Source organism: Hydrogenophaga borbori, from assembly GCF_003417535.1.
Taxonomy (GTDB): Bacteria; Pseudomonadota; Gammaproteobacteria; order Burkholderiales; family Burkholderiaceae_C; genus Hydrogenophaga; species Hydrogenophaga borbori.
Window position 1 is genome coordinate 229,718 of the sequence record NZ_QVLS01000007.1, and the last position, 16,322, is coordinate 246,039.

16 protein-coding genes are annotated in these 16,322 nt (G+C 67.7%); 4 read left to right on the top strand and 12 right to left on the bottom strand.

The annotated features are described in order from the left end of the window. Position 1: 1 nt before the first annotated feature. The 10 genes from leuD to DY262_RS13490 all read right to left on the bottom strand — a co-directional run bounded on the left by leuD (position 2) and on the right by DY262_RS13490 (position 8,356). A complete protein-coding gene (gene leuD / locus DY262_RS13445; RefSeq protein ID WP_116959554.1) occupies positions 2-652 on the bottom strand; it encodes a 3-isopropylmalate dehydratase small subunit in 651 nt (216 codons plus the stop codon). An 11-nt stretch (positions 653-663) separates the two neighbouring features. Continuing rightward, positions 664-858: an entericidin EcnAB gene (locus DY262_RS13450; RefSeq protein ID WP_116959555.1), complete on the bottom strand. Its 195-nt coding sequence runs from the start codon at positions 856-858 to the stop codon at positions 664-666. Positions 859-883: 25 nt separating this feature from the next. Then, positions 884-2,305 carry a 3-isopropylmalate dehydratase large subunit gene (leuC, locus tag DY262_RS13455; RefSeq protein ID WP_116959556.1) on the bottom strand — a complete coding sequence of 474 codons (1,422 nt, stop codon included), beginning with the start codon at positions 2,303-2,305 and terminating at the stop codon, positions 884-886. A 124-nt stretch (positions 2,306-2,429) separates the two neighbouring features. Continuing rightward, a complete protein-coding gene (locus DY262_RS13460; RefSeq protein WP_116959557.1) occupies positions 2,430-3,737 on the bottom strand; it encodes a citrate synthase in 1,308 nt (435 codons plus the stop codon). Further along, the gene (locus DY262_RS13465; protein ID WP_116959558.1) at positions 3,734-4,045 is read right to left on the bottom strand and encodes an FAD assembly factor SdhE; all 312 of its coding nucleotides are present in this window, start codon (positions 4,043-4,045) and stop codon (positions 3,734-3,736) included. The genes DY262_RS13460 and DY262_RS13465 overlap by 4 nt, the downstream gene beginning before the upstream one ends. Before the next feature lie 23 nt (positions 4,046-4,068). Further along, complete coding sequence (locus DY262_RS13470; RefSeq protein ID WP_116959559.1) at positions 4,069-4,770, bottom strand: succinate dehydrogenase iron-sulfur subunit; 702 nt, start codon at positions 4,768-4,770, stop codon at positions 4,069-4,071. Between the two features lie 22 nt (positions 4,771-4,792). Continuing rightward, on the bottom strand, positions 4,793-6,598 hold the full coding sequence (gene sdhA / locus DY262_RS13475; RefSeq protein ID WP_116959560.1) for a succinate dehydrogenase flavoprotein subunit: 1,806 nt from the start codon (positions 6,596-6,598) through the stop codon (positions 4,793-4,795). Positions 6,599-6,602: 4 nt separating this feature from the next. Beyond that, positions 6,603-6,968 carry a succinate dehydrogenase, hydrophobic membrane anchor protein gene (gene sdhD / locus DY262_RS13480; RefSeq protein ID WP_116959561.1) on the bottom strand — a complete coding sequence of 122 codons (366 nt, stop codon included), beginning with the start codon at positions 6,966-6,968 and terminating at the stop codon, positions 6,603-6,605. A 20-nt stretch (positions 6,969-6,988) separates the two neighbouring features. Continuing rightward, the gene (sdhC, locus tag DY262_RS13485; RefSeq protein ID WP_116959562.1) at positions 6,989-7,420 is read right to left on the bottom strand and encodes a succinate dehydrogenase, cytochrome b556 subunit; all 432 of its coding nucleotides are present in this window, start codon (positions 7,418-7,420) and stop codon (positions 6,989-6,991) included. Between the two features lie 159 nt (positions 7,421-7,579). After that, on the bottom strand, positions 7,580-8,356 hold the full coding sequence (locus tag DY262_RS13490; protein ID WP_116959563.1) for a GntR family transcriptional regulator: 777 nt from the start codon (positions 8,354-8,356) through the stop codon (positions 7,580-7,582). A 198-nt stretch (positions 8,357-8,554) separates the two neighbouring features. Between DY262_RS13490 and DY262_RS13495 the strand changes: the two genes are divergently transcribed. From DY262_RS13495 to acnB, 4 genes are read left to right on the top strand one after another with little or no spacing between them, the layout of a single operon-like run. Beyond that, positions 8,555-9,541 (top strand): malate dehydrogenase, encoded by a 987-nt coding sequence (locus tag DY262_RS13495; protein ID WP_070397552.1) that lies wholly within the window; start codon positions 8,555-8,557, stop codon positions 9,539-9,541. Between the two features lie 15 nt (positions 9,542-9,556). Continuing rightward, the gene (gene tam / locus DY262_RS13500) at positions 9,557-10,333 is read left to right on the top strand and encodes a trans-aconitate 2-methyltransferase (protein WP_116959564.1); all 777 of its coding nucleotides are present in this window, start codon (positions 9,557-9,559) and stop codon (positions 10,331-10,333) included. Beyond that, positions 10,330-11,307, top strand: a complete 978-nt coding sequence (locus tag DY262_RS13505) for an HpcH/HpaI aldolase/citrate lyase family protein (RefSeq protein ID WP_116959565.1) — start codon at positions 10,330-10,332, stop codon at positions 11,305-11,307. Before tam ends, DY262_RS13505 begins: the two co-directional genes overlap by 4 nt. Positions 11,308-11,340: 33 nt before the next feature. After that, positions 11,341-13,941 (top strand): bifunctional aconitate hydratase 2/2-methylisocitrate dehydratase, encoded by a 2,601-nt coding sequence (gene acnB / locus DY262_RS13510; protein WP_116959566.1) that lies wholly within the window; start codon positions 11,341-11,343, stop codon positions 13,939-13,941. A gap of 120 nt (positions 13,942-14,061) precedes the next feature. Here the strand turns inward: acnB and DY262_RS21620 are convergent, their stop codons facing one another. Further along, on the bottom strand, positions 14,062-15,711 hold the full coding sequence (locus tag DY262_RS21620) for a hypothetical protein (protein WP_147326233.1): 1,650 nt from the start codon (positions 15,709-15,711) through the stop codon (positions 14,062-14,064). Between the two features lie 49 nt (positions 15,712-15,760). Next, positions 15,761-16,225 (bottom strand): type III secretion system chaperone family protein, encoded by a 465-nt coding sequence (locus DY262_RS13520; RefSeq protein ID WP_116959568.1) that lies wholly within the window; start codon positions 16,223-16,225, stop codon positions 15,761-15,763. Positions 16,226-16,322: the final 97 nt, after the last annotated feature.

A 16,322-nucleotide genomic window follows, 5' to 3' on the forward strand; every position in this document is an offset into this window, starting at 1 on the left:
GTCAGCCGTTGAGGGTGTGGGCCAGCCAGGGCTTGGTGGCCAGGCGCTGCGCTTCGTAGGCGGCGATCTTGTCCTTGTGGCGCAGGGTCAGGCCGATGTCGTCCAGGCCGTTGAGCAGGCAGTACTTGCGAAAGGGCTGCACGTCGAACGGGATTTCCTGGCCATTGGGTTCCACGACCACCTGGCGCTCCAGGTCGATGGTGAGTTCGTAGCCGGGGAAGGCGGCGACTTCGTCGAACAGGCGCGCGACCGTGGCTTCGGGCAGCACGATGGGCAGCAGGCCGTTCTTGAAGCAGTTGTTGAAGAAGATGTCGGCGTAGCTGGGCGCGATCAGTGCGCGAAAGCCGTACTGGTCGATGGCCCAGGGCGCATGCTCGCGGCTGGAGCCGCAGCCGAAGTTCTTGCGCGCCAGCAGCACCGAAGCGCCCGCGTAGCGCGGCTGGTTGAGCACGAAGTCGGGGTTGGGCTTGCGCACGGCCGGGTCCTGGCCGGGCTCGCCCTTGTCGAGGTAGCGCCACTCATCGAACAGGTTGGGGCCGAAGCCCGTCTTGCGGATCGACTTGAGGAACTGCTTGGGAATGATCGCGTCGGTGTCGACGTTCTCGCGGTCCATCGGGGCGACCAGCCCCTTGTGGAGGGTGAACTTCTGCATGTCGATGGCGCTTACTTGGAGATGTCCTGGATTTTTTCGCCGGCTTTCTCGATGCCGCGGCCCGTGGCCTGACCGGCTTTCTCGATGCCGCGCCCGGTGGCTTGGCCGGCTTCCTTGGCGTCTGCCTTGACGCCCTGCCAGGTGTTGCATGCCGCCAGCGAGAGCGACAGCGTCAGCGCGGTGACCATCCAGAGAGGGGATTTCATGCGGGTCTCCTGAAGTTGCGGTGGGTCAGGCGAGGGTGCGCACGTCCACGAAATGGCCGTGCACCGCGGCCGCGGCCGCCATGGCCGGCGACACGAGGTGGGTGCGGCCACCAGCGCCCTGGCGGCCTTCGAAGTTGCGGTTGCTGGTGGAGGCGCAGCGCTCGCCGGGCTCCAGGCGGTCGGCGTTCATGGCCAGGCACATGCTGCAGCCCGGCTCGCGCCATTCGAAGCCGGCGGCCTTGAAGATCTCGTGCAGGCCTTCGCGTTCGGCCTGTGCCTTCACCAGGCCGGAACCCGGCACCACCATCGCCAGCCGCACGTTCTTGGCGACCTTCTGGCCCAGCTTCTTGACCATGGCCGCGGCCTCGCGCATGTCCTCGATGCGGCTGTTGGTGCACGAGCCGATGAACACCTTGTCGACGAAGATGTCGTTCAGGGGCTTGCCGGGCTCCAGGCCCATGTACTGCAGCGCGCGCTCGATGGCGCCGCGCTTGCTGGCGTCCTTTTCCTTGTCGGGGTCGGGCACGCGGGCGTCGATGCCCAGCACCATCTCGGGCGAGGTGCCCCAGGTGACCTGCGGCACGATCTTCGTGGCGTCGAGTTCGACCACGGTGTCGAACGTCGCGTCGGGGTCCGAGTGCAGGCTGCGCCAGTAGGCGACGGCCTGGTCCCATTCCACGCCATTGGGCGAGAGCGGGCGGCCCTTGAGGTAGTCGATGGTCTTGTCGTCCACGGCCACCAGGCCGGCGCGCGCGCCGGCCTCGATGGCCATGTTGCACACGGTCATGCGGCCTTCCATCGACAGCGCGCGGATGGCGCTGCCGGCGAACTCGATGGTGTAGCCCGTGCCGCCTGCCGTGCCGATGCGCCCGATGATGGCCAGCACGATGTCCTTGGCGGTGACGCCCTTGGCCAACTGGCCTTCCACCTTGATCAGCAGGTTCTTGGCCTTCTTGGCCAGCAGGGTCTGCGTGGCCAGCACATGCTCGACTTCGCTGGTGCCGATGCCGTGCGCCAGCGCGCCGAAGGCGCCGTGCGTGCTGGTGTGCGAGTCGCCGCAGACGACCGTCATGCCGGGCAGTGTGGCGCCGTTCTCGGGGCCGATCACGTGCACGATGCCTTGCCGCTGCGACAGGAAGGGGAAGAACGCGGCCGCGCCGAACTCGGCGATGTTGGCGTCCAGCGTGGTGATCTGTTCCTTGCTGATCGGGTCGGCGATGCCGGCGTAGCCACGCTCCCAGCCGGTGGTGGGCGTGTTGTGGTCGGCCGTGGCGACGACCGAGCTCACGCGCCAGACCTTGCGGCCGGCCTGGCGCAGGCCTTCGTAGGCCTGGGGGCTGGTCACCTCGTGCACGAGGTGGCGGTCGATGTAGAGGACGGCGGTGCCGTCTTCCTCGGTGTGGACGACGTGTTCGTCCCAGATCTTGTCGTAGAGCGTGCGTCCCATGGCTTGTCTCACAGGGCCTCTGTGGGCCGGGCAAACATTTTAGGCGTCGGAGCGAAAAAAGACGCCCGCCGCGGCTGGATGCCGCGGCGGGCGCAGGGTCAGGTGAAGGGGCGCGGGGGCCGCGTCACTTCTTGACGCCGGGCACGTCGCGGCGCGGCGAGCCGGTGAACAGCTGGCGCGGGCGGCCGATCTTGTACTCGGGGTCGCTGATCATTTCGTTGAGTTGCGCGATCCAGCCCACGGTGCGGGCCAGCGCGAAGATGCCGGTGAAGAGGTTGACCGGAATGCCGATGGCGCGCTGCACGATGCCCGAGTAGAAGTCCACGTTCGGGTAGAGCTTGCGCTGCACGAAGTAGTCGTCTTCCAGGGCGATCTTCTCGAGCTGCTTGGCCAGCTTGAACAGCGGGTCGTTGCCCAGGCCCAGCTCTTCCAGCACCTCGTTGCAGGTTTCCTGCATGAGCTTGGCGCGCGGGTCGTAGTTCTTGTACACGCGGTGACCAAAGCCCATGAGCTTGACGCCGGAGTTCTTGTCCTTGACCTTCTCCATGAACTCGCCGACCTTGGCCACGCCGCCGTTGCGCTGGATGTCTTCCAGCATGTTCAGGCAGGCCTCGTTGGCGCCGCCGTGGGCGGGGCCCCAGAGGCAGGCCACGCCGGCCGCGATGGCGGCGAAGGGGTTGGTCCCCGAGGAGCCGCACAGGCGCACGGTGGAGGTGGAGGCGTTCTGCTCGTGGTCGGCGTGCAGGATGAAGATGCGGTCGAGCGCGCGCTCGAGCACCGGGTTGACCTTGTAGTCCTCGCAGGGCACGCCGAACATCATGCGCAGGAAGTTGCCGGCGTAGGACAGCTCGTTGCGCGGGTACATGTAGGGTTGGCCGACGCCGTACTTGTAGGCCATGGCCACCAGCGTGGGCATCTTGGCGATCAGGCGGATGGCCGCGATCTCGCGATGCTGCGGGTTATTGATGTCGGTGCTGTCGTGATAGAAGGCCGACAGGCCGCCCACCAGGCCCGTGAGCACGGCCATGGGGTGCGCGTCGCGGCGGAAGCCGCGCAGGAAGAACTGCATCTGCTCGTTGACCATGGTGTGGTTGGTCACGAGCTTGTGGAAATCGGTGCGCTGCTTCTCGTCGGGCAGCTCGCCGTTGAGCAACAGGAAGCAGACGTCGAGGTAGTCGCAGTGCGTGGCGAGCTGTTCGATGGGATAGCCGCGGTACAGCAGCTCGCCCTTGTCGCCGTCGATGTAGGTGATGGCCGACTGGCACGAGGCGGTGGACAGGAAACCCGGGTCATACGTGAACATGCCCGTCTGCGCGTACAGCTTGCGGATGTCGATGACGTCCGGGCCGATGCTGCCGCCGTAGACCGGCAGTTCGACGCTGGGGCTGCCGTTGGAGAACGTCAGGGTGGCTTTGTTGTCGACGAGTTTCATGCGGATTCCTCGGGTGATGGAGTGGAGCGGGCGGCGCGCAGCAAGGCAAGCACTTGCGTCACGTCGTCGCGGTCGATGGCCCCTTCGGGGGGCTTGCGGCCGAGCAGCAGATCGAGCAGGTCGTTGTCCGACAGCTCCATCAGCTGGCCCAAGGCATCGGCCTGTCGCACCGTCAGCTGGTGGGCATGGCGGGCGAAAAAGCGCTCGATGAACAGGTCGTTCTCGAGCAGTCCACGGCGGCACCGCCAGCGCAGCTTGCTGAGGCTGCGCTCGTCGAGCAGGTCGTCAACGGCGGCGGTGGCGTGCATGGCGGGTGGGACGGCGGGCGCGCTCAGACGGCGCGCAGCACCATCATTTCCTTGATCTTGCCGATGGCCTTGGTGGGGTTCAGGCCCTTGGGGCAGACATCGACGCAGTTCATGATGGTGTGGCAGCGGAACAGGCGGTACGGGTCCTCGAGGTTGTCGAGGCGCTCGCTCGTGGCCTGGTCGCGGCTGTCGGCGATGAAGCGGTAGGCCTGCAGCAGACCGGCGGGGCCGACGAACTTGTCCGGGTTCCACCAGAAGCTCGGGCAGCTGGTGGAGCAGCTCGCGCACAGGATGCATTCATACAGGCCGTTGAGCTCTTCGCGCTCCTCGGGCGACTGCAGGCGCTCCTTCTCCGGGGGGATGCTCTCGTTGACCAGGTAGGGCTTGATGCTGTGGTACTGCTTGAAGAACAGCGTCATGTCGACGATCAGGTCGCGCACCACCGGCAGGCCGGGCAGGGGCTTCAACACGATGTCGCCCTTGAGCGTGTTCATGTTGGTCAGGCAGGCCAGGCCGTTCTTGCCGTTGATGTTCATCGCGTCCGACCCGCAGACGCCTTCGCGGCAGGAGCGGCGGAACGAGATGGACGGGTCCACGGCCTTGAGCTTCATCAGCGCGTCGAGCAGCATGCGCTCGTGGCCGTCCAGTTCGACCTGGATGGTCTGCATGTACGGCTTGGCGTCCTTCTCGGGGTCGTAGCGGTAGATCTTGAATGTGCGAAGCATGTGGGGCTCTCCGGGGGCGTGCTCAGAACGTGCGAACCTTGGGCGGCACGGATTCGACGGTCAGCGGCTTGAGGTTCACCGGTTTGTAGCTCAGCGAGTTGTCCGCGCTGTGCCACAAGGTGTGCTTCATCCACTCGGCGTCGTTGCGGCCCAGCGGGAACTGCGGATCGTCGGCGGGGCGCTCGTAGTCGTACACGGTGTGCGCGCCGCGGCACTCGCGGCGGGCGGCGGCCGAGGTCATGGTCGCCTGGGCGCACTCGATCAGGTTTTCCACTTCCAGCGCTTCGATGCGCGCGGTGTTGAAGACCTTGGACTTGTCCTTGAGCTCGATCTTGCCCACGCGCTCGCGCATGGCGTTGATCTTCTGCACGCCCTCGTCCATGCCGGCCTGGGTGCGGAACACGCCAGCGTGCTGCTGCATGGCCGAGCGCATGTCGTTGGCAACGTCCTGCGCGTACTCGCCGCTGGTGGTGGCGTCCAGGCGGGCCAGGCGCGAGAGCGTGCGGTCGGCGCCGTCCTTGGGCACCGGCTTGAAGCCCTTGTTCTTGTCGTTGTACTGGACGATGTGGTTGCCGGCCGCGCGGCCGAACACCAGCAGGTCGAGCAGCGAGTTGGTGCCCAGGCGGTTGGCGCCGTGCACGCTCACGCAGGAGCATTCGCCCACCGCGTACAGGCCGTTGACCACCTTCTGGCCGCCCGCGCCGTCGGGCACGACGACCTGGCCATTGACGTTGGTCGGGATGCCGCCCATCTGGTAGTGGATGGTGGGCACGACAGGGATCGGCTCGCGCGTGATGTCCACGTTGGCGAAGTTCACACCGATCTCGTAGACCGACGGCAGGCGCTTGTGGATGGTGTCGGCGCTGAGGTAGCTGAAGTTCAGCATGACGTAGTCCTTGTTGGGACCACAGCCACGGCCTTCCTTGATTTCCTGGTCCATGCAGCGCGAGACGAAGTCGCGCGGCGCCAGGTCCTTGAGCGTCGGGGCGTAGCGCTCCATGAAGCGCTCGCCCTCGGAGTTGACCAGGAAGGCGCCTTCGCCTCGGCAGCCTTCGGTCAGCAGCACGCCCGCGCCGGCCACGCCGGTGGGGTGGAACTGCCAGAACTCCATGTCCTGCAGCGGGATGCCCGCGCGCGCGGCCATGCCCAGGCCGTCGCCGGTGTTGATGAAGGCGTTGGTGGAGGCCGCGAAGATGCGGCCGGCGCCGCCGGTGGCCAGCAGCGTGGTCTTGGCCTCGAGCAGGTAGACGTCGCCCGTTTCCATTTCGAGCGCGGTCACGCCCACCACGTCGCCCTCGGCGTCGCGCACCAGGTCAAGCGCCATCCACTCCACGAAGAAGGTGGTGCGAGCGGCCACGTTCTGCTGGTACAGGGTGTGCAGCATGGCGTGGCCGGTGCGGTCGGCCGCGGCGCAGGCGCGCGGCACGGCCTTCTCGCCGTAGTTGGCCGTATGGCCGCCGAAGGGGCGCTGGTAGATGGTGCCGTCGGGGTTGCGGTCGAACGGCATGCCCATGTGCTCGAGCTCGTACACCACCTTGGGCGCTTCGCGGCACATGAACTCGATCGCGTCCTGGTCGCCGAGCCAGTCGGAGCCCTTGATCGTGTCGTAGAAGTGGTAGTGCCAGTTGTCCTCGCTCATGTTGCCCAGCGAGGCGCCGATGCCGCCTTGCGCGGCCACGGTGTGCGAGCGGGTGGGGAAGACCTTGGACAGCACGGCCACCTTGAGGCCGGCGCGCGCCAGTTGCAGCGAGGCGCGCATGCCGGAGCCGCCGGCGCCGACGATGACGACGTCGAACTGGCGCTTGAGAAGGGATGCAGAGGCGGTCATGGCGTCAGAGTCTCCAGAGAACTTGAACGGCCCAGCCCAGGCAAGCCAGGAGCCAGACCAGGGTGAACACGTGCAGCACCAGGCGCAGGCCGGCGGGTTTGACGTAGTCCATCCAGATGTCGCGCACGCCGACCCAGGCGTGGTAGGCCAGCGCAATGAAGACGGCGAAGGTCAGGGCCTTCATCCACTGCGCGGCGAAGATCGCGGCCCAGCTGTCGTAGCCGAGCGGGCCGCTGGTGAACAGCACCTTCACCAGCAGCACGATGGTGAACAGGGCCATGAGGGCGGCGGTGATGCGCTGGGCGAGCCAGTCGCGCGCGCCGTAGTGGGCGCCGGTGACGACGCGCTTGGAACCGTAGTTGACGGACATGGTGTAGGACCTCCCGGCGATCAGTACAGGCCGAACAGCTTGGCGCCCAGCACCACGGTCAGGCCGATGCTCAGCACCAGGGTGACCACGGCGGAGGTCTTGCCGAACTGCTTGCTCACGGCGTCGTGGCTCACGTCCATCCAGAGGTGGCGCAGGCCGGCGATGAAGTGGTGCAGGTAGGCCCAGATGAGCGCCAGCACCACGAGCTTGAGCAGCCAGCCCGGCAGCCAGCCGCCGCCGGCGAAGGCGCTGGCGAAGCGCTCGAAGGAAATTTCGGACGACACCGAGGTGTCGAACAGCCAGACGATCAGGGGCAGGAGCAGGAACATCAGCAGGCCGCTGACGCGGTGCAGGATCGATACCCAGCCGGCCGCGGGCAGGCGGTAGGTGGTCAGGTCCTTGAACGCGTTGATGTTGCGGAACTCAGGCCGCTTGCGGGTCAACTCGGGCATGGGAAGGGCTTTCGTGGGGAAGGCTCTCGGGCGGGGAGAGGGATGTAACCCATTGGTAACCGGGGTCACCGGGGCGGGCAAATTCTATTGCAATGCACCAAGCGATGGACTAAGCCGGGCCCGCTATGCCCGACTGCGCCGTGGTGGTGCGCGGCGGAATCAGCTCAATTCATTGCGGTAGTGCCGGGCGTCGGTGCGGTACAGGCCGCGCCGCAGTTCCATGGGCGTGTCGTTGTAGGTATAGGACAGGCGCTCCACGCTGAGCAGCGGGTGGCCCTCGGGAACGCTCAGGCGCTGGGCGGCGTCGGCGTCGGCCGCCACCGCCTTGATTTTTTCGGCCGCGCGCACCATGCGCACGCCGAAGCGCGATTCGAACAGCGCGTACATCGGGCCGGTGTCGCTGGCCAGGGTGTCGAGCGTGAGGCCCTTGAACGGCCCGCCGGGCAGCCAGATTTCCTCCAGGATGGCCGGCGTGCCGCCGAAGGCCAGCACGCGGCGCACCTGCAGCACGGCGTCGCCGCTGCGCAGGCCCAGCGGGCGCGCCACCTCGGCGGGGGCGCGCAGGCGGCGGCAGTCGATGATGCGGCGCTCGGCCGGGCCCTGGTCGTCCAGCGTGCCTTGGTCGGGCAGCAGGCGCAGGAAGCGGAACTGGATGTGCTGCTCGGCGTGCGTGGCAACGAAGGTGCCCTTGCCCTGGCGGCGCACCAGCAGGTTGTCGGTGGCGAGTTCGTCGATGGCCTTGCGCACCGTGCCCTGGCTCACGCGAAAACGCGCCGCGAGTTCGAACTCGCTCGGGATCATGTCGCCGGGTTTCCACTCACCGGCCTGCAGGCTGCGCAGGATCAGCCCTTTGATCTGCTGGTACAGCGGGCTGAACGCCGGCGCAAGGGCGTCGGGGTCCGGGCTGGGGTCGGGGGAGGTGGGCGTGGTGGCCATGGGAGGGCGTGGTGGCGCCAACATGGGGTGTCGAATCATATCTTATATAAGACATAAGACAAATTGACCGCCTAGGGTTCACCCGGGTAAACTCGCCGACCGTCACCCGACCCGCCCAGCCCGCCCGCCACGCCTTGTCGGCGGGCACCGGCGCCTGCGGCTGCCACGCTTTCCAACCCCATCCCTGGAGTCTTCACCATGACCAAGAAGCCCGTTCGCGTCGCCGTCACCGGCGCCGCCGGCCAGATCGGCTACGCCCTGCTGTTTCGCATCGCCTCCGGCGAAATGCTCGGCAAGGACCAGCCCGTGATCCTGCAACTGCTGGAGATTCCGGACGAGAAGGCCCAGAAGGCGCTCAAGGGCGTGATGATGGAACTGGAAGACTGCGCCTTCCCGCTGCTGGCCGGCATGGAAGCCCACAGCGACCCGATGACCGCCTTCAAGGACACCGACTACGCCCTGCTCGTGGGCGCGCGCCCGCGCGGCCCCGGCATGGAGCGCGCCGACCTGCTGGCCGCCAACGCCCAGATCTTCACTGCCCAGGGCAAGGCCCTGAACGCCGTGGCCAGCCGCAACGTGAAGGTGCTGGTGGTCGGCAACCCCGCCAACACCAACGCCTACATCGCCATGAAGAGCGCGCCGGACCTGCCGCGCGAGAACTTCACCGCCATGCTGCGCCTGGACCACAACCGCGCGGCCAGCCAGATCGCCGCCAAGACCGGTGGCAAGGTCGGCGAGATCCAGAAGCTCACCGTGTGGGGCAACCACTCGCCCACCATGTACGCCGACTACCGCTTCGCCACCATCGGCGGCAAGGCCGTCAAGGACCTGATCAACGACCAGGTCTGGAACGAAACCGTGTTCCTGCCCACCGTGGGCAAGCGCGGCGCCGCCATCATCGAAGCGCGCGGCCTGTCTTCGGCGGCCTCGGCCGCCAACGCCGCCATCGACCACATGCGCGACTGGGCCCTGGGCTCCAATGGCCAGTGGGTCACCATGGGCGTGCCCTCCAATGGCGAGTACGGCATCCCCAAAGACGTGGTGTTCGGCTTCCCGGTCACCACCGAAGGCGGCAAGTACAAGATCGTCGAAGGCCTGGCCATCGACGAATTCAGCCAGAAGTGCATCGACAAGACCCTGGCCGAGCTGCAGGGCGAGCAGGACGGCGTCAAGCACCTCCTGTAATTCCCACCGCGCACGATGGCCGACTGGAACCCCGCGCTGTACAGCCGCTACGAGGACGAACGCACCCGTCCCGCGCGCGAGCTGCTGGCGCGCGTTCCGCTGGCCACGCCGCGTGGGGTGGTGGACCTGGGCTGCGGCCCGGGCAATTCCACCGAGCTGCTGGTGCAGCGTTTCCCCGATGCCCGCGTGACGGGCATCGACAATTCCCCCGCCATGCTCGAGAGCGCGCGCCAGCGCCTGCCGGGCGTGGCCTTTTCCCTGGCCGACATCGCCAGCTGGCGGCCCGAGGGCGCGCCCGACCTCATCTACGCCAACGCCGCCCTGCAATGGGTGCCCGGGCATGAGGCGCTGTTTCCCCGCCTGTTCGCGCTGCTGGCGCCGGGCGGTGTGCTCGCGGTGCAGATGCCGGACAACCTCGACGAGCCCAGCCACCGCCTGATGCGCGAGACCGCGGCCCAGCCGCGCTTCGCCGCGGCCATCGGCGACGCCAGCCGAGTGCGTGAACCGCGCCGACCCATCGCCAGCTACTACGACCTGCTTGCCGGGGACGCCGAGCGGGTGGACGCCTGGCACACGGTCTACCAGCACCGCATGGACTCGGCCGCCGCCATCGTCGAGTGGGTCAGCGCCACGGGGCTGCGGCCCTTCATCGATCCGCTGCAAGAGCACCAGCGCGCGGACTTCCTGGCCGACTACCAGGGCCGCGTGGCCGCCGCCTACCCCACCCGCGCCGACGGCCGACGGCTGCTGGCCTTCCCGCGCCTCTTCCTCGTGGCGCAGCGCCCGTCATGAGCCGCCCGCGCGACATTCTGCTGGGGCCCCAGGCCGGCGCGATCGCGCTGCCGGTCTGCGACCACTACAGCGGCGTCGAGGCGCGCATGCGCAAGAGCCTGGCGCTGCAGGCCGAGCTCACGGCCGAGTTCGGCGCCTGCGTGTTCGACGTCACCCTCGACTGCGAGGACGGCGCCCCGGTGGGCGGCGAGGCCGAGCACGCCGCGCTGGTCACCGAGCTGGTGCTGTCCGCCCCCGCCGACGCCCGGGTCGCGGTGCGCGTGCACGCGGTCGACCACCCGGCCTTCGAGGCCGACGTCGCCCGCATCGTCGGCCGCGCCGGCGCGCGGCTCGCGCACGTGATGCTGCCCAAGGTCGAGACCGTGGCCGATGTCGAGCGCGCCGCCGCGCTGCTCGACGCCGCCGGCGCACCGCAGCTGCCGCTGCACGCGCTCATCGAATCCCCGGCGGCGGTGCACCGCGCCTTCGACATCGCCGCGCACCCGCGCCTGCAGAGCCTGAGCTTCGGCCTGATGGATTTCGTCTCCGCCCACGGCGGCGCCATTCCCTCGGCCGGCATGACCTCCGCGGGCCAGTTCAGCCATCCGCTGGTGCTGCGCGCCAAGGTCGAGATCGCCAGCGCCTGCCACGCGCACGGCAAGGTGCCCGCGCACGGCGTGGTCACCGAGTTCAAGGACCTCGCGGCGCTGCAAAACAGCGCGCGCCGCGCCGCGCACGAACTCGGCTTCACCCGCATGTGGAGCATCCACCCCGACCAGATCCGCCCCATCGTCGCGGCCTTCGCGCCCGCCGCCGACGAGGTGGACGAGGCCGCCACCGTCATCGAGCGCGCCGCCGCCGCGGCCTGGGCCCCCGTGCAGGTGGCCGGCCGCCTGCACGACCGCGCGAGCTACCGCTACTTCTGGCAGGTGCTGGAGCGCGCGCAGCGCACCGGCCGCCGCCTGCCCGAGGCGGTGCACGCCTTGTTCACCTGATCTTTTTTTGCCTGTCCCCACGGAGAACCTGAGATGTCCAACTTCCTCGCCGACTACCGCGCCCACGCCGCCGAACGCGCCGCGCTGGGCATCCCGCCGCTGCCGCTGTCCGCGCAGCAGGTGGCCGAGCTGATCGAGCTGATCAAGAACCCGCCGGCCGGTGAAGACGCCTTCCTGCTGGACCTGCTCACCCACCGCGTGCCGCCGGGCGTGGACGACGCCGCCAAGGTCAAGGCCAGCTTCCTGGCCGCCGTGGCGCACGGCGACCTCAAGGTCGGCCTGGTGAGCAAAGCCAAGGCCACCGAGCTGCTGGGCACCATGGTGGGCGGCTACAACGTGCACCCGCTGATCGAGCTGCTCGACGACGCCGAGGTGGCCGCCGTGGCCGCCGACGGCTTGAAGAAGACGCTGCTGATGTTCGACTACTTCAACGACGTCGCGGCCAAGGCCAAGGCCGGCAACGCCAAGGCGCAAGAGGTGATGAAGAGCTGGGCCGACGCCGAGTGGTTCACCAGCCGCCCCGAGGTGCCGAAGTCCATCACCGTGACCGTCTTCAAGGTGCCCGGCGAAACCAACACCGACGACCTGTCGCCCGCGCCCGACGCCTGGAGCCGCCCCGACATCCCGCTGCACTACCTGGCGATGCTCAAAAACACGCGCCCCGACGCGGCCTTCAAGCCCGAGGAAGACGGCAAGCGCGGCCCGATGCAGTTCATCGACGACCTGAAGAAGAAGGGCCACCTCGTGGCCTACGTGGGCGATGTGGTGGGCACGGGCTCCAGCCGCAAGTCGGCCACCAACTCGGTGATCTGGGCCACCGGCCAGGACATCCCCTTCGTGCCCAACAAGCGCTTCGGTGGCGTCACGCTCGGCGGCAAGATCGCGCCGATCTTCTTCAACACGCAGGAAGACTCGGGCTCGCTGCCGATCGAGGTGGACGTCTCCCAGCTGGAGATGGGCGACGTGATCGAGGTGCTGCCCTACGACGGCAAGCTCACCAAGAATGGCAGCACCGTCGCCGAGTTCAAGCTCAAGAGCGACGTGCTGTTCGACGAGGTGCGTGCCGGCGGCCGCATCAACCTCATCATTGGCCGCAGCCTCACCGCCAAGGCGCGTGAATTCCTGGGCCTGCCGGCGTCCACCGTGTTCCGCCTGCCGCAGGCGCCGGTGGCCAGCAAGGCCGGCTTCACCCTGGCGCAGAAGATGGTGGGCCGCGCCGTCGGCCTGCCCGAAGGCCAGGGCGTGCGCCCCGGCACCTACTGCGAGCCGCGCATGACCACCGTGGGCAGCCAGGACACCACCGGCCCCATGACGCGCGACGAACTGAAGGACCTGGCCTGCCTGGGCTTCAGCGCCGACATGGTGATGCAGTCCTTCTGCCACACCGCCGCCTACCCCAAGCCGGTGGACGTGAAGACCCACCGCGAGCTGCCGGCCTTCATCAGCAACCGCGGCGGCGTGGCCTTGCGCCCCGGCGACGGCGTGATCCACAGCTGGCTCAACCGCCTGCTGCTGCCCGACACCGTGGGCACCGGCGGCGACTCGCACACCCGCTTCCCCATCGGCATCAGCTTCCCGGCCGGCTCCGGCCTGGTGGCCTTCGGCGCCGCCACCGGCGTGATGCCGCTGGACATGCCCGAGTCGGTGCTGGTGCGCTTCAAGGGCCAGATGCAGCCGGGCGTGACCCTGCGCGACCTGGTGCACGCCATTCCCTACGCCGCCATCAAGGCGGGCTTGCTGACCGTGGCCAAGGCCGGCAAGAAGAACATCTTCTCGGGCCGCATCCTCGAGATCGAGGGCCTGCCCGATCTGAAGGTCGAACAGGCCTTCGAGCTGTCCGACGCCTCGGCCGAGCGCTCGGCCGCCGGCTGCACGATCAAGCTCAACAAAGAGCCCGTGATCGAGTACCTGAACTCGAACGTCGTGCTCATGAAGAACATGATCGCCGAGGGCTACCAGGACAAGCGCACGCTGGAGCGCCGCATCCAGAAGGTGCAGGAGTGGCTGGCGAACCCGCAACTGCTCGAGGCCGACAAGGACGCCGAGTACGCCGCCGTGATCGAGATCGACCTGAACGAGCTCAAGGAGCCCGTGCTCTGCTGCCCCAACGACCCGGACGACGCCAAGCTGCTGTCCGACGTGGCCGGCACCAAGATCGACGAAGCCTTCATCGGCTCGTGCATGACCAACATCGGCCACTTCCGCGCCGCGGCCAAGCTGCTCGGTGGCCAGCGCGACATCCCGGTCAAGCTGTGGGTGGCACCGCCCACCAAGATGGACGAGAGCGAGCTCATCAAGGAAGGCCACTACGCCGCCTTCGGCACGGCCGGCGCACGCACCGAAATGCCGGGCTGCAGCCTGTGCATGGGCAACCAGGCCCAGGTGCGCGAAGGCGCCACGGTGGTGTCCACCAGCACCCGCAACTTCCCCAACCGCCTGGGCAAGAACACCAACGTGTTCCTGGCCTCGGCCGAGCTGGCGGCCATCGCCTCCAAGCTGGGCCGCATCCCGACCGTGGCCGAGTACCACGCCGAGATGGGCATCATCAACCAGGACGCCGCCAGCGTGTACCGCTACATGAACTTCGACCAGATCGAGGAGTACGCGGAAACAGCCAAGGGCGTGACGGTCTGAGACCGGGCGGCCGGCAGGCCGCGCTGAAACGGCAATGGCGCCACCTGAAAGGGTGGCGCCATTGTTTTGGCGGGTGCAGCGCTGCCGGTAGGGCCACGCCGCTTGGCCTCGACCCTAAGGTCACAAGGCAATCCCGCGCTTGGCGGCCACCGCTTTGATGGCTTTTTCATGATCGAGCGCAGCTGTGCTGATGATGTCCAGTTCGTCCATTCGGGCCAACTCGTCAGCGGTGGCGGCGCCCGCAGTCTTTTTCGGAAGCAGACTCGACCATTCCTTCACAGCTTGCGTGTGCCGCTGGTATTGGAGGTCTTTGCTCATCGACAGCAGGCTCCGCTGCGCTTGAGGATCCGTGATTCGCGCGAGCTGCCGCTCAAGGTCTGCAATGGCCGTGGTTTGTTCGGCCATCAGATTCCCTCTCAGTTGGCTCTTCTTTTGTTCGGCCGCCCGTGCCAGGTCGTGTTGGCGGTATGTCTCCTGCTGCGCCAAGCGATCGTCGGCTTTCTGGTTCTGCGGCTTGACCGGCCGCGATGGGACTGGCTGCGACCGCTGCTGCGGTTTGGCCGGCGGCGAGAGGACCGGTTGCGGTGTCGCGCCCTTGCGCTGCTGTTGATTGGCCAATGGTTGTGGCGATGCCTTCGGCTGGGGCGCAGGGACGGCGTCCTCCGTCACGGACATTTCGATCGTTTTTTGTGAATCCGTGGCCGACACTTCGGCGCTGGAATCGGCCCCGTCTTCATCGGAGGAGCTGCCGCCATCCGTGTCGGGGTCGTCGGTGCGCAGGGATCGGGGAATCTGCTTGCCCGAGCCGGAAATCGTGGCGTCGCCATCGCTCGGTTGGCTCTTGATCGAGCGCGAATCCGATTCCTCCATCTCCGAGTGCTCAAGTGAAGATGCCTTGCGACCGTTTCTTCGGGTCAGCGGGTCGAACGTCGGGCTGTCGTGAGGGGCCGATTGCTCTTTGTCGAGCTTCAACCTGGTGAGCTCGGCCTGCTTCGTCGCATCGGCCCGGCGCGCCAACGCAGACGCCTTGAGGGCCTGAATATCCAAAGGCGCTGCCGCGCTGTCGAGCAAACCGGCCGAAGCACCGATCTTTTGTGTCTCTTTCAAGGCGTCGATGCCTTGGTCGAAAAAGCGGTCGAGCAGCGGCTTGACGGCATCCGGCGACAGCCCTTGTTTCACACATTCCCGCAAGACAAGTTCATGCATGCCCAGGCAGAACAGGCCCCACTGGGTCTGTTGCTCTATTTGCAGCTGGGCTTTGTCGACAACGCTGGGCGTGACACTGGACGCGGCGCTGGGAGTCGGGTGCAGGTTCGGGGGGATGCCTGCGTCGGGTATATCAAAGGAGGGATTGGGCGTCTCGGGTGGCGTTGCCGGGCCGGGCCCGCCGGCCGCGGGACCCTGGCTCAGTGGAGTGGGGGAATCTGTTGGGCCGAATATCCGAGGTACGGCCTGCCCATCGGCGGTGAAGCCGGCATATCGGCCGGTGCCCCTGTCCTTGTCCAGCCAATCGAAGGGGTTCTCGCCTGGCGCAGGCCCCTCGAACGCCAGATTGGAGGCGTTGAGGTTGACCGGGGGTTGATGATGGTCCGCAAAAACCCGAGGGTCGCCAGGGGGAGCCGTATGGCTGCTGGCCGCTGGTGTCTCGACCGGTCGCGTTCGTTCCATGACGCCCTGGGACGAGCCTCGCGGCGGAACCTCTGGCGGGCGGCGACTGTTGGGGTTGTGCGCAAGCGCGGGAGAGCGGGTTCCGGTGGTTTTGGGGATCATGGGCAGTCAGGCTCAGTTATGGGGCGCGAGCAAGCGATGGGGTTCGGCATCAGCCCCAGGTCGCTGCGCCGCCCGGGCTCAGGACGGATGGCTTCGGGGTTGGGGGCGGCGTGTCGCTGTGCAGCTCCTCCCGCCACTCCTTGACCTGCGCCACCGTGGCGGTGATGAGGTCCGCCAGCCAGGCCGGCCCGTCGGCTTCCTCGCTCGGCGGCGTGGCGGTGAGGCACAGCAGCGTGGTCTTGCGCAGGGGGTGAAAGCCGAAGCGCAGGTTGGGGTGGTCGGCGGTGCTCAGCTGCAGCGCGAGCAGCCGCTCGTGCACCGGGGCGCGCTGCTCGGCCCCGAAGAGCGCGATCTCGGCCAGCAACAGAAAGTGCGGGCGCGGTTCCTTGTGCTGGATTTCGACGTGAACACCGTCCAGGGTGACGGTGTGGCCCTGGCCCAGGGCGAAGGGGTCGGGCAGGCCCAGTTCCAGGCTGGCGCGGTGGCACAAGGTGATCAACTGGTCGGTGTTCATGGCGGGCACCTGGGGTGGCGGTTCGGCTTGAGTGGCCGGTGCCGAGGGCGGGTTCCGGCCGCCCGTGCGGGGCGGCTCGGTCGGATGGCCGGTTCAG